The 19,360-nt window shown below is 69.6% G+C and carries 20 protein-coding genes; 6 read left to right on the top strand and 14 right to left on the bottom strand.

All coding sequences use genetic code 11. The features are described 5' to 3' along the window. Positions 1-87 precede the first annotated feature (87 nt). Positions 88-1,302, top strand: a complete 1,215-nt coding sequence (glgC, locus tag ACQI46_RS20710; RefSeq protein WP_427095917.1) for a glucose-1-phosphate adenylyltransferase — start codon at positions 88-90, stop codon at positions 1,300-1,302. A 4-nt stretch (positions 1,303-1,306) separates the two neighbouring features. On the opposite strand, the gene ACQI46_RS20705 is transcribed toward glgC, so the two are convergent. From ACQI46_RS20705 to ACQI46_RS20685, 5 genes are all read right to left on the bottom strand, one after another. Next, on the bottom strand, positions 1,307-1,789 hold the full coding sequence (locus tag ACQI46_RS20705; RefSeq protein ID WP_427095916.1) for an MSMEG_6728 family protein: 483 nt from the start codon (positions 1,787-1,789) through the stop codon (positions 1,307-1,309). A 28-nt stretch (positions 1,790-1,817) separates the two neighbouring features. Further along, the gene (locus ACQI46_RS20700; protein WP_427095915.1) at positions 1,818-3,407 is read right to left on the bottom strand and encodes an ABC transporter permease; all 1,590 of its coding nucleotides are present in this window, start codon (positions 3,405-3,407) and stop codon (positions 1,818-1,820) included. Beyond that, complete coding sequence (locus tag ACQI46_RS20695; protein ID WP_427095914.1) at positions 3,404-4,303, bottom strand: ATP-binding cassette domain-containing protein; 900 nt, start codon at positions 4,301-4,303, stop codon at positions 3,404-3,406. Before ACQI46_RS20695 ends, ACQI46_RS20700 begins: the two co-directional genes overlap by 4 nt. Then, positions 4,296-4,958, bottom strand: a complete 663-nt coding sequence (locus tag ACQI46_RS20690) for a TetR family transcriptional regulator (protein WP_427095913.1) — start codon at positions 4,956-4,958, stop codon at positions 4,296-4,298. Before ACQI46_RS20690 ends, ACQI46_RS20695 begins: the two co-directional genes overlap by 8 nt. A gap of 147 nt (positions 4,959-5,105) precedes the next feature. After that, positions 5,106-5,768 (bottom strand): O-methyltransferase, encoded by a 663-nt coding sequence (locus ACQI46_RS20685; protein ID WP_427095912.1) that lies wholly within the window; start codon positions 5,766-5,768, stop codon positions 5,106-5,108. Between the two features lie 167 nt (positions 5,769-5,935). Between ACQI46_RS20685 and sigE the strand changes: the two genes are divergently transcribed. The 4 genes from sigE (at position 5,936) to tatB (ending at position 9,171) form a co-directional block, all read left to right on the top strand. Then, entirely contained in the window at positions 5,936-6,751 is an 816-nt protein-coding gene (gene sigE, locus ACQI46_RS20680; protein ID WP_427095911.1) for an RNA polymerase sigma factor SigE, read from the top strand. A 78-nt stretch (positions 6,752-6,829) separates the two neighbouring features. Then, positions 6,830-7,222 carry an anti-sigma E factor RseA gene (gene rseA / locus ACQI46_RS20675; protein ID WP_427095910.1) on the top strand — a complete coding sequence of 131 codons (393 nt, stop codon included), beginning with the start codon at positions 6,830-6,832 and terminating at the stop codon, positions 7,220-7,222. A gap of 69 nt (positions 7,223-7,291) precedes the next feature. Then, positions 7,292-8,779, top strand: coding sequence for a serine protease HtrA (gene htrA / locus ACQI46_RS20670; protein WP_427095909.1), 1,488 nt, complete (start codon positions 7,292-7,294; stop codon positions 8,777-8,779). Positions 8,780-8,781: 2 nt separating this feature from the next. Beyond that, the gene (gene tatB / locus ACQI46_RS20665) at positions 8,782-9,171 is read left to right on the top strand and encodes a Sec-independent protein translocase protein TatB (RefSeq protein ID WP_427095908.1); all 390 of its coding nucleotides are present in this window, start codon (positions 8,782-8,784) and stop codon (positions 9,169-9,171) included. A gap of 1 nt (position 9,172) precedes the next feature. Here the strand turns inward: tatB and ACQI46_RS20660 are convergent, their stop codons facing one another. The 9 genes from ACQI46_RS20660 to ACQI46_RS20620 all read right to left on the bottom strand — a co-directional run bounded on the left by ACQI46_RS20660 (position 9,173) and on the right by ACQI46_RS20620 (position 18,369). Beyond that, positions 9,173-9,583 (bottom strand): 4Fe-4S binding protein, encoded by a 411-nt coding sequence (locus ACQI46_RS20660; RefSeq protein WP_427095907.1) that lies wholly within the window; start codon positions 9,581-9,583, stop codon positions 9,173-9,175. Next, a complete protein-coding gene (locus tag ACQI46_RS20655; protein WP_427095906.1) occupies positions 9,580-11,202 on the bottom strand; it encodes an FAD-binding protein in 1,623 nt (540 codons plus the stop codon). Before ACQI46_RS20655 ends, ACQI46_RS20660 begins: the two co-directional genes overlap by 4 nt. Beyond that, on the bottom strand, positions 11,174-11,929 hold the full coding sequence (locus ACQI46_RS20650; RefSeq protein WP_427095905.1) for an ABC transporter ATP-binding protein: 756 nt from the start codon (positions 11,927-11,929) through the stop codon (positions 11,174-11,176). The genes ACQI46_RS20655 and ACQI46_RS20650 overlap by 29 nt, the downstream gene beginning before the upstream one ends. Further along, positions 11,926-12,786, bottom strand: a complete 861-nt coding sequence (locus tag ACQI46_RS20645; protein WP_427095904.1) for an ABC transporter permease — start codon at positions 12,784-12,786, stop codon at positions 11,926-11,928. The genes ACQI46_RS20650 and ACQI46_RS20645 overlap by 4 nt, the downstream gene beginning before the upstream one ends. After that, the gene (locus ACQI46_RS20640) at positions 12,783-13,739 is read right to left on the bottom strand and encodes an ABC transporter substrate-binding protein (RefSeq protein WP_427095903.1); all 957 of its coding nucleotides are present in this window, start codon (positions 13,737-13,739) and stop codon (positions 12,783-12,785) included. Before ACQI46_RS20640 ends, ACQI46_RS20645 begins: the two co-directional genes overlap by 4 nt. A gap of 138 nt (positions 13,740-13,877) precedes the next feature. Beyond that, entirely contained in the window at positions 13,878-15,005 is a 1,128-nt protein-coding gene (locus ACQI46_RS20635; protein WP_427095902.1) for an Mrp/NBP35 family ATP-binding protein, read from the bottom strand. Between the two features lie 47 nt (positions 15,006-15,052). After that, positions 15,053-16,444 (bottom strand): lytic transglycosylase domain-containing protein, encoded by a 1,392-nt coding sequence (locus ACQI46_RS20630; RefSeq protein WP_427095901.1) that lies wholly within the window; start codon positions 16,442-16,444, stop codon positions 15,053-15,055. 93 nt (positions 16,445-16,537) lie between these two features. Further along, positions 16,538-17,077 (bottom strand): DUF1003 domain-containing protein, encoded by a 540-nt coding sequence (locus tag ACQI46_RS20625; protein ID WP_427095900.1) that lies wholly within the window; start codon positions 17,075-17,077, stop codon positions 16,538-16,540. Next, positions 17,074-18,369 carry a magnesium transporter MgtE N-terminal domain-containing protein gene (locus tag ACQI46_RS20620; protein ID WP_427095899.1) on the bottom strand — a complete coding sequence of 432 codons (1,296 nt, stop codon included), beginning with the start codon at positions 18,367-18,369 and terminating at the stop codon, positions 17,074-17,076. The genes ACQI46_RS20625 and ACQI46_RS20620 overlap by 4 nt, the downstream gene beginning before the upstream one ends. Before the next feature lie 26 nt (positions 18,370-18,395). On the opposite strand from ACQI46_RS20620, the gene ACQI46_RS20615 reads away from it, so the two are divergent. Continuing rightward, a complete protein-coding gene (locus ACQI46_RS20615; protein ID WP_427095898.1) occupies positions 18,396-19,352 on the top strand; it encodes an HpcH/HpaI aldolase/citrate lyase family protein in 957 nt (318 codons plus the stop codon). Positions 19,353-19,360 lie beyond the last annotated feature (8 nt).

Here is a 19,360-nt window from a genome sequence, read left to right as displayed (position 1 = left end):
TGTCCGACGCGCCCGTCAATACTCCAACACGCGGGTTACGCCACCGAATGGTTGGCCGCCATCCCGGCGTGCGGATAGGTTGGCAACATGAGGGAAGCGCCACACGTGCTTGGCATCGTCCTCGCCGGAGGCGAGGGCAAGCGGCTGTATCCGCTGACCGCCGACCGCGCCAAGCCCGCCGTGCCCTTCGGGGGCGCCTACCGGCTGATCGACTTCGTGCTCTCGAATCTGGTCAACGCGCGATATCTGCGAATCTGCGTACTGACGCAATACAAGTCGCATTCGCTGGACCGGCACATCTCGCAGAACTGGCGGTTATCCGGGCTTGCCGGCGAGTACATCACGCCGGTGCCCGCGCAGCAGCGGCTCGGCCCGCGCTGGTACACCGGATCGGCCGACGCCATCTACCAGTCGATGAACCTGATCTATGACGAGGATCCGGACTACATCGTGATCTTCGGTGCCGACCACGTGTACCGCATGGATCCCGAGCAGATGGTCGCGCAGCACATCGAAAGCGGTGCGGGCGCCACGGTGGCCGGTATCCGGGTGCCCCGCGCGGAAGCCACCGCATTCGGGTGCATCGACGCCGACGACTCCGGCCGCATCCGGTCGTTCATCGAGAAGCCCGCCGACCCACCGGGGACCCCGGACGACCCCGAGCAGACGTTCGTGTCGATGGGGAACTACATCTTCACCACCAAGGTGCTGATCGACGCGATCCGGGCCGATGCCGAGGACGACGACTCCGACCACGACATGGGCGGCGACATCATTCCGCGGCTGGTCGCCGACGGGATGGCTGCCGTCTACGACTTCAGCAACAACGAGGTGCCCGGCGCCACCGAGCGCGACCACGGCTACTGGCGCGACGTCGGGACACTGGACGCGTTCTACGACGCGCACATGGATCTGGTGTCGGTACACCCGATCTTCAACCTGTACAACAAGCGCTGGCCGATCCGCGGCAGCTCGGAGAACCTGGCGCCGGCCAAGTTCGTCAACGGCGGCTCGGCCCAGGAGTCGGTCGTCGGCGCGGGCAGCATCATCTCCGCGGCCTCGGTGCGCAACTCGGTGCTGTCGTCGAACGTCTCGATCGACGAAGGCGCCATCGTCGAGGGCAGCGTGCTGATGCCCGGCGTGCGCATCGGTCGGGGAGCGGTGGTGCGCCACGCGATCCTGGACAAGAACGTCGTCGTCGGCCCGGGCGAAATGGTCGGGGTGGATCTGGACAAAGACCGGGAGCGGTTCTCGATCAGCGCCGGGGGCGTGGTGGCCGTCGGCAAAGGCGTCTGGGTTTGACCGGTCACCCCAGCGGGACCCGACGCGCCCGGTCCGACGCCGGCCAGACATAGGGCAGATCGACGGGCACGTCGCCGAACACCGGCCGGTAGTGGTCGGGATCCTTGCGGACCAACGCGGCCTGATGGCTGCGATGGAACGCCGGATCGCCCAGCCACGGCGGCAACTCGCCGCATGCGGCCAACTCGTCCTCGGTGCGGATCACGGTGAGCCTGGTGCCGGCGGTCAGGTCTGCGGCCAGCGTCGTCGCGCAGGTGTCCGCTCGGCCCTGCTCGCACCACACCTGGCAGACCTGCAGGCCGTAGCGCACCAGCGCCTCCTCGTAGCCGGCCCACATCGCCGCGGCCGGGTGGTGGCGCCACCCGTAGCCCGGCACCGTCAACGCCCGCAACACCTGGATCGTCTCCACCCGCTGTTTGCCGAGTCGACGGACGTCGAGCACGCGCGCCGAGTCGGTGAAACCAGGACACGGCAGGAATGTCTGCATGCCGGCGGGATACCCACCGAGCGCAGATCTAGGCCGCGTCCCGGGACCGGTAGACCGCAGCCGCGGACAGGGCCAGCACCACAGCCGCGACGCTCATCACGACCATCGCGCCGACCGGCAGTTGCTGGGGCGCGGTGATCCGGCCGACCGGAGACAGGTCGATCACCCACTGCGGAAGACGCAGTAGCGCACCGAGATACAGCGAGGCGACGACGAACGCCACCGCCGTCCAACCGATCCACGTCTGGCGCAGCGCCACCGCCAGCGCGGCCACCGCGGCCAGTACCGCCAGCGCAGGCACGAACGCCAGGCCGGCCCCCGTCAGCCGCAGTATCTCGTCGGCCCCGCCCACCGTCACCGCCGCCCCGACACCGTTGCCCAACCCGGCGAACACCATCAGCACCGCTGCGCCCAGGACCGCCGACAGCACGGCAGACGACAGCCACCAGACCCGCGAAACCGGCCGCGCCAGAACGGCTTCCCCGAGTCCGGACCGCTCGTCGGCGAATACCCGCAACACCGCGGCCACCACGTAGGCACTCGCGGCAGCTGCGAGGAACTGCGACATCGCGGTGTACACGCCGTCGGTGCCGTCGGCGTCGAGCATCCGGGCGATCAACTCGTTGTCGACGGCGGCGTCCAACAGCGACTGCGTCATCGACCCGAAGGTCAGACCGGCGAGGAACAGCCCGACCGTCCAGCCGACCGTCTGGCCCTGTTGCAGCCTCACGTGCAGCCCGAACACCCCGCCGACGCGGCGCGCGCCGGGGCGCTCACCGGTGGAAGCGATTGTGCCGGAGTCGTATTCGCGGCGCCTCTCCAGTACGGCCGCAGCCGCGATCATGCCCACGGTCACCGCGATCAGCGCGGCCAGCGGCCACCATCTCAGGTCGACGAACGCGCGCATCTGCTGTGCCCACGCGATGGGGGAGCACCAGCTCAGCGCACTGCCGGAATACTCGATCACATCACCGGCACCGCGGACCAGCACCGCGACGCCCAGGACGGCCAACGCGGCCCCGGTGGCGCTGCGCGCAGTGCGCCACAGCTGCGAGGTGACCGCGGCCACCGCCCCGAACAGCATCGCGACCGCGGTGATGCCCAGACTCATGCCCGCGCTGTCGACGACGCCGAGGCCATTGGCGGCCAGCGCTGCCGTCATCAGCACGGCCAGGGCGGCGTTGACAACCGCGACCACCGTCAACGCCGCGGCGGTACGTGCATGGCGGCCGACCACCGAGGCCAGCACCAGCTCGGCGCTGCCGTCCTCCTCGCCTGCGCGCGTGTGGCGAACCACCGTCATCACCGCCAGGATCGACGCGGCGACGATCAAGGTCAGCATCAACTCGTTGGCCAGCATGGTGCCCAGCGCTGTCTCGTTGACACCGAACATCGGCCCGCCGAGCAGCATCCCGGCCGGCGTCTTGAGCAGATCGACCCGCGCCAGACGCTGCGTCTCTTCGGGATACGCCAGCTCCAACGCACCCGGGGTGTAGCCCACCAAGGCGACGAGCACCACGACCCACAGGGACAGGCGGAGCCGGTCGCGGCGAAAAGCCAGACGCACCAAGCCGCCGGTGCCGGCCCGCGGCGACGCCTCTACCGTGGCGGTGCTCATCGGCCGGCTGCCTGGTATTCGTGCAGGAACATGTCCTCCAACGAAGCCGGCATGACCGTCAGGTCTTCCAAGCCGTGCTGCGTCAGCTCCGCCATGGCGCGATCGAGATCGTCGCGGTCCACCGAGAATTGGACGCGGTCCTGTTCGACGTGCAGGTCGTGTGCGTAGGGCGCGCTGCGCAGATCGGCCGGCTCGCGGGTGCGGGCCGAGACCGTGGTGCGCATGAGGTGGCGCATCTCGGCGAGGCTGCCCGACCGCACCGTCCTGCCGGCGCGCACGATGGTGACGCTGTCGCAGAGCTTTTCGACCTCGGCGAGGATGTGGCTCGACAGCAGCACCGCTGCGCCCGCATCGACGACCTCGCGCACGCATTGCCCGAACACCTGCTCCATCAACGGATCAAGACCGGAAGTGGGCTCGTCGAGGATGAACAGTTCGCTGCGGGTGCTGAACGCCGCGACGATCGCGACCTTCTGCCGGTTGCCTTTCGAGTAGGTGCGCGCCTTCTTGTGCGGGTCGAGTTCGAAACGCTCGATGAGTTCGTCGCGTCGGGCGGTATCGACGGTGTCGCTGCCGCGCAGACCGGCCAGGAAGTCGATCACCTGCATTCCGGTCAAATTCGGCCACAGTGTGACATCGCCGGGCACATAGGCGATTCGGCGGTGCAGCCGCACGGCGTCGCGCCACGGGTCGCCGTCGAGCAGCCGGACTCTGCCCGAGTCGGCGCGCAGCAGACCGAGCAGCACCCGGATGGTGGTCGATTTTCCGGCGCCGTTCGGGCCGAGAAATCCCGAGACCTCCCCTCGAGCGACCGTCAGATCCAGACCGTCGAGGGCGCGTGTGCGGCCGAATGATTTGTGCAGGCTCTCGATCTCGACCACATGACCGTCACTCATGGTGTTCTCCTTCCGTCGACGTCAGGGGGAGTCCCTGTGCGCGCCGCGCCGAGAATGCTTCGTACATCGTGGGATCGACCATCAGGCCGTTGGTGTAGAGCTCCAGCGCCGGCAGCATGACGTCCTCGCTGTAGTCGCGCAGGACCGCTCGCAGGTCGGTCGGATTGTCGTGCAGCTGCAGATAGAGCAGGAAGCTGCCGCCACCGCTGAGCGTCAGGAACTTCGCGCGGGCCTTCGGGTCGGCGCTCGGTTTGAGCGTCCCCGCCCGCACGCCGGCCTCGGTGTACTGCTCGGCATTGTCGATCATGGCGCGCCACAGGCTTTTTGCGAGCTCGCCGCCGGACTGCAGGCTTCGCATCAGGTAAGCCATCAGCGGTGCGTAGCCCTCGACCTCGGCCATCTGTGCGAACCACGTCGCCGGATCCGACGACGTGATGGAGGCGGACTTTCCCGTGCGAATGGTCTCGGCGACCCAGTCGTCGCACGCCGTGCGCAGGCCTTCCTTGGAGCCGAAGTGGTGGATGACCAAACCGGGGCTCACGCCGGCCGCGGCGGCGATCGCGCGGACTCCGACGCCGAAGCCCTCGCGGCCGAACAGGTCCACCGCCGCGTCGCGGATGCGCGCCGTGGTCGTCAGGTCGTCCGCTGAACGCATGTTCAACACACTAAACGCGCGTTCAGCCCGCGGTCAACACTTTTCGGCGAGCAGACGCAAAATCCCCGCATTTCGCGGGGAAAAGGGCGATTTGGTGTCTGCTCGCGGGAAGAAAGGCGGAAGGGGAGAGAGCTCGCGAGAAGAAGGTCAGTCGCGGGCGGCGGCGAGCAGTCCGTCGCCGAGCGGGATCAGCACCGGCGTCAGCCGCTCGTCCTCGGCGATCAACCGGGCTGCCTCGCGGACCGCGGCGACCTCGTTGTCCTTGGCCGACGCATCACCGGCGCGGCCACCGAGCGCGGCGCGGTGCACCACGATCGCCCCACCCGGGCGCAGCAACCGCACGCCTTCGGTGACGAACTGCGGCTGGTCCACCGGATCCCCGTCGATGAACACCAGATCGTAGGACTCGTCAGCCAGGCGCGTCAGGACCTCCTGCGCCCGTCCGCTGATCAGTCGCGTGCGCCCCGGCCCCACACCCGCCTCGGTGTAGGCCTGCTTGGCGATGCGCTGATGCTCAGGTTCGACGTCGATGGTGGTCAGCACGCCGTCCTCGCGCATCCCGGACAGCAGCCACAGCCCGCTGACCCCGGCGCCGGTGCCGACCTCCACCACTGCCCGCGCGGAGGTCAGCTTGGCCAGCACACACAGCAGTGCGCCGACGGCCGGCGTCACCGCACCCGCACCGATGTCGACGGCGCGTTCCCGGGCCGCCGCGACGATCGCGTCCTCGGAAATGGAGTGCTCCGCGTGCGCGACGATGGCCTCGGCCGGCGTCGGCCGCGACGACGGTGGCAAGTCGGTGCTGGACATGCCCGCAGCGTAGAGGTCGGCGAACCCCCGAGCTACCCCGACACGCCCGTGCGCGGTGGCCAGAATCACCGCTGTTTTCGCTGGTGGAATACGGGGTACGCGGGGTTCTCAGGAAAAGTTCAGTTAGCTCATATGCCTGGCACAACCCGACAGGAGACGGTGTTCGCATGACAAACGGCCCGAGGCGCCAGTCCCCGAGTTCCGGGAACAACTCCGCGCTCGACCGTGTTGTCGAGGACATGCGTTCCGACCGTCAGGACGTGCGTCGTCCCGCGGAGCCGCAAGACACCCGACTCGACGTGGAGGAGGAACCGATCACCACACATCCCACGCAATCCGGCACCACCATCGCCGCGCCCGTCACCATGGCGCACCTCGAACAGTTCACCGGCAGTGACTGGGTCGAGCCGAGCGACGAGCCCACCGGCACGGCAGTCTTCGACGCCACCGGCGACAAAACCACGATGCCGAGCTGGGATGAGCTGGTCCGCCAGCACGCCGACCGCGTGTACCGCCTGGCCTATCGCCTGTCCGGCAACCAGCACGACGCCGAGGACCTCACCCAGGAGACCTTCATCCGGGTGTTCCGGTCGGTGCAGAACTACCAGCCCGGAACCTTCGAGGGGTGGCTGCACCGCATCACCACCAACCTCTTCCTCGACATGGTCCGTCGTCGCGGCCGCATCCGCATGGAGGCGCTGCCCGAGGACTACGAGCGCGTGCCTGCCGACGAGCCGAACCCGGAGCAGATCTACCACGACTCCCGGCTCGCCCCGGACCTGCAGGCCGCGCTCGACTCGCTGCCGCCGGAGTTCCGCGCCGCGGTGGTTCTGTGCGACATCGAGGGCCTGTCCTACGAGGAGATCGGCGCCACCCTGGGAGTGAAGCTGGGCACTGTCCGCAGCCGCATCCACCGGGGTCGCCAGGCGCTGCGCGACTACCTGGCGCGCCATCCCGAGATCGACGCCTCCAGGTCGGCCTGACGTTTCTGCGCTGGCACAGGCCTGTCGCGCTACATTCGAAGTACGTCCGTCGAGAGGCCCGAGCGGAAGGAGTCAGTGTTGTTCGAGCGTGGACATGCGTTCCGACGCGCTTTCTCCTGGCTGCCCTCGCCGTTCGCTTCTCAGAGTGAGGACCCGGTGGGTCCACGCCAGTTCGGCTCCACCGAACATCTGTCCGTCGAGGCCATCGCTGCCTATGTCGACGGCGAGCTACGGATGACCGCCCACCTCCGGGCCGCGCAGCACCTCTCGATGTGCCCGGAGTGCGCCCTGGAGGTCGACGCGCAACGCCAGGCCCGCGAAGCGCTGCGGGACTCGTGCCCGATCGCGATGCCGAGTTCGCTGCTGGGTCTGTTGTCCGAGATCCCGCACCATCTGCCACCCGAGCCGGAGCCCGGCGACCGGTCACAGCTCGGTGACGGCGTGCAGCGCCACCGCCGCAAGCCTCGGTAGGGTAGGTGCGGTCGACCATCGACGCGCGTCGGCGCTTGCTGGCGCCCTGAACAGTAGGGTGATTAACGGGTGACCAATCTGGACCAGACCGGTCGGGAACGTCTCGAACCGCGCCCCGTGTCCCGTCCCCCTGTGGACCGCGCGTCCAAGCGTGCGTTCGGCAGGCCCCCCGGTGTGCGCGGGTCGTTCCTCGGCGCCGACAAGCACCGCGACCAGGGCGAGTACACCCCCAAAGACCAGGCCCCCGACCCGGTGTTGGCCGAGGCGTTCGGTCGTCCGTACCAAGGCGGCGACTCGCTGCAGCGGCACCCGACCGACGTGGGTGCGTTGGAAGCCGAGAAGGACACCGACGGCGATGACGTCGACGATCCGTGGCGCAATCCGGGCGCGCCGGTCGCGCTGGGGTCGCCCGCGGTACCGCAGTCCGCGCCGGCCACCGTGTCCGCCCCGGTCGGCAAGCTCGGGGTGCGCGACGTGCTGTTCGGCGGTCGGGTGTCGTACACGGCGCTGGCTGTTCTCGGCATCGTCGCACTGGTTCTCGGGTTGACCGGTGGCTGGGTGGGTCGCAAGACCGCCGAGGTCACCGAGGCGTTCACCACGTCCAAGGTCACGCTCGAGACCAACGACAGCGGCGAGCGGCCCGAGGGGCACTTCGCGAAAGTCGCCGCGGCCGTGGCTGATTCGGTGGTCACGATCGAGGCCAAGAGCGACGCCGAAGGCGCGCAGGGCTCCGGGGTGGTCATCGACGGACGCGGCTATGTCGTGACCAACAACCACGTCATCTCCGAGGCCGCGACCAACCCGAGCAAGTACAAGATGGCCGTGGTGTTCAACGACGGAAAAGAGGTCCCGGCCAACCTCGTCGGCCGCGACCCCAAGACCGACCTGGCGGTGCTCAAGGTCGACAACGTCGACAACCTCACGGTCGCCCGGATGGGTGATTCGGAGAAGCTGCGCGTCGGCGAGGAAGTCATCGCCGCGGGCGCGCCCCTGGGCCTGCGCAGCACCGTCACCCACGGCATCATCAGCGCGCTGCACCGTCCGATCCCGCTGTCGGGAGACGGCACCGACACCGACACCGTGATCGACGGCGTGCAGACCGACGCCTCGATCAACCACGGCAACTCCGGCGGTCCGCTGATCAACATGAACGCCGAGGTCATCGGCATCAACACCGCGGGCAAGTCGCTGTCCGACAGCGCCAGCGGTCTCGGCTTCGCCATCCCGGTCAACGAGGTCAAGCAGGTCGTCGAGACGCTGATCCAGAGCGGCAAGATCGCGCACCCGACACTGGGCCTGACCGCGCGGTCGGTCAGCAACGACGTCGCCAACGGCGCGCAGATCGCCAACGTCGCGGCCGGCGGACCCGCCGAACGTGCCGGAATCCTGGAGAACGACGTCGTCGTCAAGGTCGGGGATCGCGAGGTCGCCGACGCCGACGAGTTCGTCGTCGCCGTCCGCCAACTGAAGATCGGTGAACCGGCTCCCATCGAGGTGGTCCGGGAAGGTCGGCGCGTCACGCTCACCGTGACGCCCAACCCCGACGACAGCACCTAATCGTGTTCGCCAACGTCGGCTGGGGCGAGATGCTGCTCCTGGTGATCGCGGGCCTGGTCATCCTCGGTCCCGAGCGGTTGCCCGGCGCGATCCGATGGACTGCCGAGTCGGTGCGCAAGGCGCGGGACTACGTCACCGGTGCCACCAATCAGCTGCGCCAGGATCTCGGACCCGAGTTCGAGGATCTGCGCGAACCGCTCTCAGAGCTGCAGAAGCTGCGCGGTATGACGCCGCGCGCGGCGCTGACCAAGCATCTGCTCGACGGTGACGACTCGTTCCTGACGGGTCGCTTCGACACGCCGACCAAGCCGCAGTCGGGACCGGGACCCACCCCGGCCGCGCCCCCGCCGGCGCCGGGTGCGCCGGCGCCGTTCGACACCGACGCCACCTGAGTCAGCCGGTCCGGGTGTGGCGCCAGGTGTCGTCGTCCACCTCGACCGGTCCCGGCAGGTGCGGCTCCGGCAGCGGCGGAAATGCAGGCAGCAGCGCGTTCGCGTCGTGGCGGGACCCGGGCACGCGCCCACGTCCCCACCCGACCATCTCCCGATAGCCACCCAGTAGCCCGGCCGCGGCCACGGCGGTCTCGTCGCCGTGCGGGCTACCCGCGCCCACCGGCCCGGCCAACGGTGCGACGTAGAGCGCGTCGACCGGGCAGTACGCCTCGCACATGAAGCAGGTCTGGCAGTCGGACTGCCGTGCGATGACGGGCACCCCGTCGGGGCCGCGCTCGAAGACATCGGTCGGGCAGACCTTGATGCACAGGTCGCAGGCGATGCATGCCTGCGCGCTGACGATCTCGATCATGCGCTGGCCTCGGCGAGCTCGTCGCGCAGCAGTCGCGGCGCCACCGGGTCGGGCGCGGTCCAGACGGTGTCGAGCCCACCGACCAGCAGTCGATGGGTGAACCGCTCGTCCTCGCGGGGTTGATCCTCCCGACGATGCAGGCCGCGGGTCTCCGCGCGGGCCAGCGACGCCGCGGTGATCCACCGGGCGGCCGCCGCCAGCGCGACGGCCTGGCGGGTCTTGTAGCGGTCGCGGGCGGCCACCGGGGCCAGGCCATCGGCCAGATCCCGCCACAGCGATTCCAGCACCGCCGCCGACTCCTGCAGCCGCGCCGGTGATTTCAGGTAGCTGCGCTGCGCGGGCAGGATGTGCGACTGCACCAGGGCGACGACGTCGTCGACGGTCGGCGCGTCGGCGGCGCGGGCGTCGCGCACACCGAGACGGGCGGTGCCGACGGTCGCGCGGTCGGGTGGGCGCTCACCGAGGCGGCGCGCGAACTCGGCGGCGCCGCGCCCGGCCAGGGTGCCCGACGTGATGGCCCATGACGCATTGCGGCTGCCGCCGCCGCTGACCGCGCCGGCGACCAGCTCCCGGGTCGCCACGTCCCCGGCCGCGTAGAGCCCGGGAACCGTTGTCGCGCAGCGGGCGTCGATCACGCGAAGACCGCCGGTGCCGCGGACGGTGCCTTCGTAGACCATGCGGATCGGGTAAGCGGTGGTGAACGGATCGATGCCGGCCTTGTCGAGCGGCAGGAAGTAGTTCGGCTGGGACTGGCGCATCAAGGCGCGCGCTTCGGCGGGCACGCGGTCCAGTCGGGCGAACACCCGGACGCCGTGCGCCAGCGCCCAGTGCGCCGCCTGCCGCCCGGTACGTCCGCCCGGCGCGGTGATCGGCTCACCGCGTTCGTCGTAGAAGCTGCCCCACTGCAGCATCCGGCCCTTGGTGTGCACGCCCCATTCGGGGGCCAAGGCGTAGGCGGTGGCGAACTCCATGCCGGAGAGGTCCGCGCCCACTTCCGCGCCGAACAGCAGCCCGTCGCCGGTGTTGACGTTGGTGCCGTATGTGCCGGACAGGAACGCGGTGCCGCCGGTGGCCAGCACGACCGCGCCGGCCGTGACCTGCCAGGGCCGGCCGCCGTTCTGGCGCGCGATGCCGCCGGCTCCGGACACCACGCCGTCGGCGTCGGTGAGCAACTCCAGCGCGGGGTGGTGGTCGAGGATCGCGACGCCGCTGCGATGGGCCTTGCGCCGCATCCGGCGCATGTACTCGGGACCCTGCAGGCTCGACCGCAGGGGCCGGCCGTCGGGACCGGTCGGAAACGGGTAACCCCACTGCGCGAGTTGTTCGACCTTCTCCCAGGATGTTTCGAGCACCCGGAACATCCACTCGTAATCGGTGATCCGCCCGCCGGCGACCTCGCCGTCACGGACCGCGCGCTCCCGGGCCGACCCGTGCGGCGGGATCGACCACAGGTTGGTGCCGCCGGCCGCGGTCGCCCCGCTGGTGCCGCAATAGCCCTTGTCGGCGAGGACGACTCGGGCGCCGTTCTCGGCCGCCGAGATCGCCGCCCACGTCGCCGCGGGGCCGCCGCCGAGCACCAGGACATCGGCGTCATGGCTGAGGAGATCCGGTGTGGTCATGGCCCACCTCCTCTCGCACGCCGAGTTCTGCGAGCAGAGTCCGGCGCAACTCGGCGAAACCGTGGTCCGAGCGCGAGCGCGGGAACGGCAGATCAACGCTGCGCTGCAACGAGATCCGGCCCTCCGACAAAACCACGACCCGGTTGGCCAGAAGAATGGCTTCGTCGACGTCATGGGTGACGTGCAGTACCGCCATGCGGCGACGCGCCCACAGGTCGTGCAGCAGCCCGTACATCTTGAGGCGCGTCAACGCGTCCAGCGCGCCGAACGGCTCGTCGAGCAGCATCAGGTCCGGCTCTCGGACCAGCGCGCGTGCCAACGAAACGCGTTGCGCCTCACCGCCGGACAGCGACAACGGCCAGGACCCGGCCTTGTCTTCCAGTCCGACCTCGGCGAGCGCCGCCCGCCCCCGCGCGGTGCGACCGGCACGGTCGAGGCCGTCGTCGGCCAGCGCGAAGATCACGTTGGCCAGCGCGCGGCGCCACGGCAGGAGTCGCGGACTCTGGAACACCACCGCGCGTGAGCGCGGTACCACCACCGATCCGTCGACCTGTTCGTCGAGGCCGGCCAGCACGCGCAGCAGCGTGCTCTTACCCGAGCCGGAACGGCCCAGCATCGCGACGAACTCACCGTCGGCGATGTCGAGGTCCAGGCCGCGCAGCACCTGCTGGTCGCCGAACGACCGGGTCAGCCCGCGGATGTCGACAACCTTGGCCGCCGACGTCATGCGACTCCCTCGAAGCCGTTGCGCCAGGACAGCAGCAGCCGTTCCAGTAGGCGCACCACCGCATAGGACAGCAACCCCGCCACCGCGTAGAGCACGATGACCAGCAGCGAGACGTCGAACTGCAGGTTGGTCTGTGCGCGTGACATCAGGTAACCGATGCCTTCGGTCGTGTTGATCATCTCGGCGAAGATCAGGCTCAGCCACGCGCTGGACAACCCGAGCCGCAGACCGACCAGGAAGTTCGGCATGGCGCCGGGCAGGATCACCTGGGTGATCAGTGTCGACCGGCGCGCTTCCACTGTCTGTGCCATCTCGACCAATTGTCGGTCCACGCCGCGAATTCCGGAGTAGGTGTTGATGTAGATCGCGATCGCCACACCGGTGGTGATCAGAACGATCTTCGGGCCCTCGCCGATCCCCATCCAGATGATCAGCAGCGGGGTCAACGCGAAATTCGGTACCGCCTTGAGGATCTGCATGGTCCAGTCGAGCAGGTCTTCACCGGTGCGGGTCAGCCCGGACAACACGGCCAGCACCACGCCGATCACGATGCCCAGCACCGTGCCGGTGAGCACCCGGCCCGCCGATGCGCCGACGTGGGTGAGCAGTTGACCGTCGGACAGCAGACGCCACGCGGTCGCGGCCACCTGGGTCGGCAACGGGAACAGGTCCGGGTTGAGAAGCGCAGTGGCCGAACCGATCCACCACGTCGCCAGGATCAGCAACGGTGCGGTGAGCCTGCGCAGTGGGCGAGGGACGCGGGCCCACACGTTGTTTCGCGAGCGACGCGTGGTCGACAGGTCGATCAGTGCCGGCCCGGCCGCGATCGCCGGGGCGGGTGCGATGACAGCGGTCATGACGTCTGCGCAGTCCACTCGGTGACCGAGAACGGCTTCTCGATCCGACCGTCCTCGAGCAGGAACTCATAGGCGGCCTGCAGCTGCTCCACACCGACCGCGGGAATCGGTTCGGTGTTGAATTCCTTGGGGCTGTAGCTCTTTTCAACGTGCTCGAGCTTGGTGCCGTCGGTTTCGGCGACCCACTGCAGGAATGCGGGGAAGTTCTCGCCGATGTCGCGGTTGACCGAGGTGACCGCGTCCTGCCACGCGGCCCGGAAATCGGGGTGCTTCTCGGTGAACGACTTGAGCGAGATGTTCAGTCCGGTGGCGCCGAATCCGTGGCGCGACAGGCTGTCCAGGATCGGGAAGCCGCGCTCGGCGAGTTCTGCGGCACTGGAACCGCTGACCACCGTCGCGTCGATCTGCCCGGAGTTCAGTCCGGCGATCGACTCGGGGGTGGGTACGTTGCGGACCTCGATCTTGCCGGTCAGTCCGGCCGCGGCGATCAACTGCCGGGCGGTGCGGTCGCGGATCGTGCCCTGCGGCGCGGTGATGCTCTTACCGACCAGGCCCTGCAGGTCGGTGGGACCGCCCTTGGCGCCGACGATCTGAATGTCCTGGTTGACCTGGTCGAACGCGAGGATCTCCACGCCTGCGTCGCGGCCACGCGCACTGAGTGCCGGATTGTCGCCCACCGCAGCCACATCGACTGCTCCGGCGATCAGCGCCGAGACGGCGTCGCTGCCGGACTGGAAGAACGAGTACTCGATCTTGTTGACACCGGCGGGCTTGAGCTTCTCGAGAAGGATGCCCTCGCGGTCACCCCACCCCAGCGAACCCGCCGGGGTCCCGGTGACCGAGGTGGCGCCGATGCGCAACGTCAGCCCGTCGTCGGAGTCCCCGGAGGAGCAGGCGACGCCAGAGGCGACGACAGCGGTCGCGACAAGAGCGCGCAGTAGGAACTTGGGCATCAGGTGAACCTCCGGATTGCGGCATCAGGCTGGTCCCATGGCCGGAATCGGCAGGGACCCGCTCATTAGACGCACCGGAAGGTCAGGCTTCGACCCTTTGAATCAGCCTGACGCGAAGCGCACCGCGCTGAGGGAGGCTTACCGGCCCGCCGGATCCAGACCCAGCGACATGCCGGCCAGCCCACGCTTGCGGCCGGCCAGCGCGTCGGCCACCTTGCGCAGCTCCTTGCCCGCGGGCGAGTCCGGGGCGCTGAGCACCAGCGGGACACCCGAGTCGCCGGCCGAGACCAGGTCGGGGTCCAGCGGCACCTGGCCGAGCAGCGGCACGTCGGCGCCGACCGCGCGCGACAGGTTCTCCGAGACCTTGCGCCCACCGCCCTCGCCGAACATTTTCAGCACCGGGCCGTCGACCATGTTCTCGACCACGCCGGCGATGCGCTGCCGGGTCTGCAGCGCGATGGCGCCGGCCCGTTCGGCGACCTCGGCGGCCGCCATCTGGGGTGTCGTCACAACGAGGATCTCCGCGCCCGGGATCAGCTGCGCCACCGAGATCGCGATGTCGCCGGTACCGGGCGGCAGATCGAGCAGCAGCACGTCCAGGTCGCCCCAGTAGACGTCGGCAAGGAACTGCTGCAGCGCGCGGTGCAGCATGGGACCGCGCCACACCACCGGGGTGTTGCCCTGGGTGAACATCGCGATCGAGATGACGCGGACGTCGTGGGCGACCGGCGGGACGATCATCGAGTCGACCTGGGTGGGCCGGTCGTTGGTGCCCATCATGCGGGGCACGGAATGGCCGTAGATGTCGGCGTCGAGCACACCGACCGACAGGCCGCGCGCGGCCATCGCCGCGGCCAGGTTGACGGTCACACTGGACTTGCCGACCCCGCCCTTACCGGACGCGACCGCGTACACACGGGTCAGGGAGCCGGGCTGGGCGAACGGGATCACCGGTTCGCGGGAGTCACCGCGCAGCTGCTTGCGCAATTCGGCGCGTTGCTCGTCGTTCATCACGTCGAGGGAGACCTTGACCGATCCGGTGCCGGGCACATCGCTGACCGCGCGGCTGACCTGCTCGCTGATCTCGGTCTTCTTCGGGCACGCGGCCGTGGTCAGGTACACCTCGACGTGCACGGACCCGTCGGCTTCGGCCGTGACGTTCTTGACCATGCCGAGCTCGGTGATCGGACGCCGCAGTTCGGGGTCGATCACCTTGGCCAGGGCGGCGCGGACCGCCGATTCCAGGTCGTTCGCAGTAGCAGACATCACCGGCGAGTGTAGGCCTCACCAGCGCGTCGGCCCGAATGCGGGCGTCAGCCCACCGGGCCGGGAGCGGGTCCGAGCACCGGCGGCACCGTGCCGATGGGCGCCGCGGGCGGCCCCGCGAGGACAGGAGCCACAGGCTGCGGACCCGGTAATGGACCGGGCGCTGGTCCCGGTGCCGGCGGGCCCGCGGGAACTCCGGGGACCGGGGCGATGGCCGGCACGGGGCCGAGTCCCGGGGCCGGGCCGGCCGGGGCAGGAACATCCTTGATGCAGAACACCGCGCACTGCGGTTCCTGCTGCGGCGGCTGCATCCACGGCGGCACCCACGTGGGCGGCGGCGGCGCGACGGCCGGCGGCGCGGCCGGCAGCTCCGACGCGGGACCGGGCAGCGGCCCCAGCGACTGTCCCGGCACGAAGCCCGGCACGTTGGTGTTGATCTGGCTGGCCGCGTCGGTGCGTGTCATCAGCGGGATCAGCGACAGCGGATCGTCGGCGGGCAGGCCGGTCGCGTTGCGCGGCAGCCCCGGTCCGAGACCTTCCTGGCGGGCGAGGTGGCTGGCCACCATGGTCGCGGTGTCCAGCTCGGGCACGCTGCCGGTGATCGGCGGCAGGTCCACCGGCACCACGCCGGTGGCGTACGACGCCGCCCAGGCCAGCACGTTGCGCGCATAGGCCATCGAGTTGTTGTAGCGCAGGATCGCCGCGATCACGTCGGACTGGTTGCGCAGGTTGACGCCCCCACTACACAGGTAGCGGGCGGCCGCCAGCGACGCGTCGAACACGTTCTGCACGTCGGCTTTACCGTCGCCGTCACCGTCGGAGGCGTACCGCGACCAGGTGCCGGGCAGGAACTGCATCGGGCCCATCGCCCTGGCGTAGGTGACGCGGTCGGCGGTGCGGCTCTGCACGATGATCTCGTTGCCGGGCAGCGTGCCGTCCAGCGCCGGACCGTAGATGGGGCGCACCGCGGTACCGCGGGCGTCGGTGGCGCCGCCGTACGCGTGCATCGACTCGATGCGGCCGATGCCGGCCAGCAGGTTCCAGCTGACGCCGCAGTTCGGGTAGGCCGAGGCCATCATCGCTTCGGCGTTGCGGTAGGCGGTGAGCGCCATCGACGGGATGCGCAGGGTGCCCGGCGCGTTCACCACGGCGGCCGGCGGCGGAGCGGACGCGCTCGACGCAGCGACGCGCACCGACGCCGGAGGTCTGGTGACCGCGACGACCGCTGGTCCCGACAGATCCTTGGGTGGCTGGGTGACCGCTGCCAACGGCAGCACCGCCGAGTCACCCGATGCGAGGGTGGTCGGCGCGGACGCGCCGACGGCGCCGGCCAGCAGGAGCGGCGTCAGCACGGCGGCAACACCGAAGGCCGGCTTTCGCACTACTCGTCCAGCTCGACTCCTCGCCGATCCGAGGGCCGATCCTGCCCTTATGTGCACTCAACCGTCCTAGCCGTCGTCGCTTGTGAACCAAGTCACCATACCTATTCGGCTACAGCTGTGTAACAACATTCGCCACAGGTGTCTCGACCCTTATTTCCGTGATCGGCGGTCCCCGCCGTCGGATCTGGGTCTGTCGTCCTCGCCGGCAGCGTCAGGGCCGCGTAGCTCGGTGATCAGGTCACGGATCTCGTCGAGCTCGCGGCGCAGGTAATCGCGGGTCGCCACCTCGCCGACCGCCAACCGCAGCGCCGCCAGCTCGCGCGCCAGGTACTCGGTGTCGGCCTTGGTCTGCTGGGCGCGTCGGCGGTCTTCTTCGAGCGAGACGCGGTCGCGATTCTCCTGCCGGTTCTGCGCCAACAGGATCAGCGGCGCCGCGTAGGCGGCCTGCGTGGAGAACGCGAGGTTGAGCAGGATGAACGGGTACGGATCCCACTGCCAGGCGAACGCGCCCAGATTCAACAGGATCCAGACGATCACGACGATCGTCTGGATGGCCAGGTAGCGGCCGGTGCCCAGAAAGCGGGCGATGTTCTCGCTGAAGCGTCCGACGGCTTCCACGTCCAAACGCGGCGCCAACGACCTCGAGGTGCGCGGCGTATCGAGGCGCTGGCGCGCTGACGGCTCGCTCATGCGGTGCCGTCGCCTGTGACGATGACCGGCTCGGCTTCGCGTTCACGCCAGTCGTCGGGCAGCAGGTGATCGAGGACGTCGTCGACCGACACCGCGCCGAGCAGGTGGTTCTCCTCGTCGACCACCGGGCCGCACACCAGGTTGTAGGCGGCGAAGTAGCGGGTCAGCGCACCGAGGGAGTCCTCGGGCCGCAGGTTGGGCAGGTCCGTGTCGAGGATGCCGCTGACCAGCTCGGCCGGCGGTTCGCGCAGCAGCCGCTGCAGGTGCACGCACCCGAGATAGCGGCCGGTCGGCGTCGCGGTGGGCGGGCGGGCCACGAACACCAGCGACGCCAGCGCCGGGCTGAGGTCCGGGTCGCGCACCCGGGCCAGTGCTTCGGCGACGGTGGTGTCGGGCGCCAACACCACGGGTTCGGACGTCATCAGGCCGCCGGCGGTGTTGGGGGAGTGGCTGAGCAGGCGGCGCACGTCCTCGGAGTCCTCCGGGTCCATCCGCCGCAGCCACTGCTCGGCGTCGGCCGGGGTCATGGTGCCCAGCAGGTCAGCCGCGTCGTCGGGGTCCATCGCCTCGAGCACCTCGGCGGCCCGCTGGGTGGACAGCTGGCGCAGCACCGCGATGCCGTCGTCGTCGGGCAGTTCCTGCAGCACGTCGGCCAGCCGCTCGTCGTCGAGCGCGTTGACCACCTCGTAGCGCCGCTTGGCGGGCAGCTCGCGGATCGCGTCGGCCACCTCGATGGGGCGCTGCCCCTCGAATTGTTCGAGCAGCTGGGCCACGCCCTGGTCGGGCATCGCCAGCCCCGACGGGGTCAGTCCGTGCACGTGGTGCCAGTCCACCGTGTAGACGTTGCTGCGCCGGCCGAGGCGGCGCTGCTGGCGCACCGCGACCTTGGTGACCATCCAGTCGCGGGTGCGGGTCTGCTCGATCGCGAGGTCGACGACCACCAGGTCGATGCCCGCCAGCTTCTCGAGGTCGGGGTCGTCCACCCGCACGCGTGTCTCGAGGACCTGGCCGAGAACCAGCACCTCGCCGGGACGCTGGGAGAACCGGCGCAGCGAGACGTTGCCCGTCGACAGCGTCACCGCGCCCGGCTCGATCGCTGTGACACGCAGAATGGGGACGAAAATCCTTCTGCGGCTGAGTAACTCGATCACCAGACCCAGCACGCGGGGCTGTTGGCGGATGACGCTGATGCCGATCACCACATCGCGCACGCGGCCGATGGACTCTCCGTCGGGGCCCAGCACCACCAAGCCCGCGAGCCGGGCTGCATAGACCCTGTTGACCGACGCCATGGTTCCCAAGAGTAAAGAGTGTGGTTGTGGATAACCGGTATCGACCCCGACGGACATGTCTGTCCGTGCCGGGCAGCAGCGCGAAGATGATCCAGAAGGCCAAGACGCTCGAGGCCGACGAGGTGTTCCTCGACCTCGAGGACGCGGTGGCCGTGGACGCGAAAGATCAAGCGCGCGTTCAGGTTGCCGCAGCATTGGCCGAAGAGGGCTGGGCAGGCCAGCTCCGGGGCGTGCGGGTCAACGACTGGACCACGCCGTGGACGCACACCGACGTCATCGAGGTGGTGTCGGCCGCCGGCGCGCACCTCGATGTGGTGCTGCTGCCGAAGGTGACCGACGTCTCCCATGTCCACGCACTGGATCTGCTGCTGGGTCAGCTGGAAGCCGCGCACGGTCTGCCGGCGGGGCGGATCGGCATCGAAGCGCAGATCGAGGATGCCCGAGGGCTGACGCACATCGACGCGATCGCGGCGGCGCCGCGGGTGCAGGCCCTGGTGCTCGGCCCCGGCGATATGGCAGCCAGTCTGAACATGCGCACGCTCGAGGTCGGCGAGCAGCCGGAGGGCTATGACCTCGGCGATGCCTACCACCATGTGCTGATGCGCATCCTGATCGCGGCCCGCGCCAACAACATCGCCGCGATCGACGGCCCGTATGTGAAGGTGCGCGACGTCGACGGGTTCCGCCGTGTGGCGGGACGATCGGCCGCTCTCGGCTACGACGGCAAGTGGGTGCTGCACCCGGATCAGATCGCCGCGGGCAACGAGATCTTCAGCCCGCGCCAGGAAGCGTACGACCGCGCCGAGTTGATCCTCGAGGCCTACGAGTGGCACACCTCGCGGGCCGGGGGAGCGCGCGGGGCGGCGATGCTGGGTGACGAGATGATCGACGAGGCCAGCCGCAAGATGGCGCTGGTGATCGCCGGCAAGGGACGCGCCGCCGGGATGCAGCGCTCCGGCGAGCGGTTCACACCACCGGTGTGACGGGGGAC

The organism is Mycobacterium sp. SMC-4 (assembly GCF_050205565.1).
In the GTDB taxonomy this organism is placed as follows: Bacteria; Actinomycetota; Actinomycetes; order Mycobacteriales; family Mycobacteriaceae; genus Mycobacterium.
The sequence above is the reverse complement of the archived record's forward strand: the minus strand, read 5'-3'. Positions and strand labels throughout refer to the sequence as shown.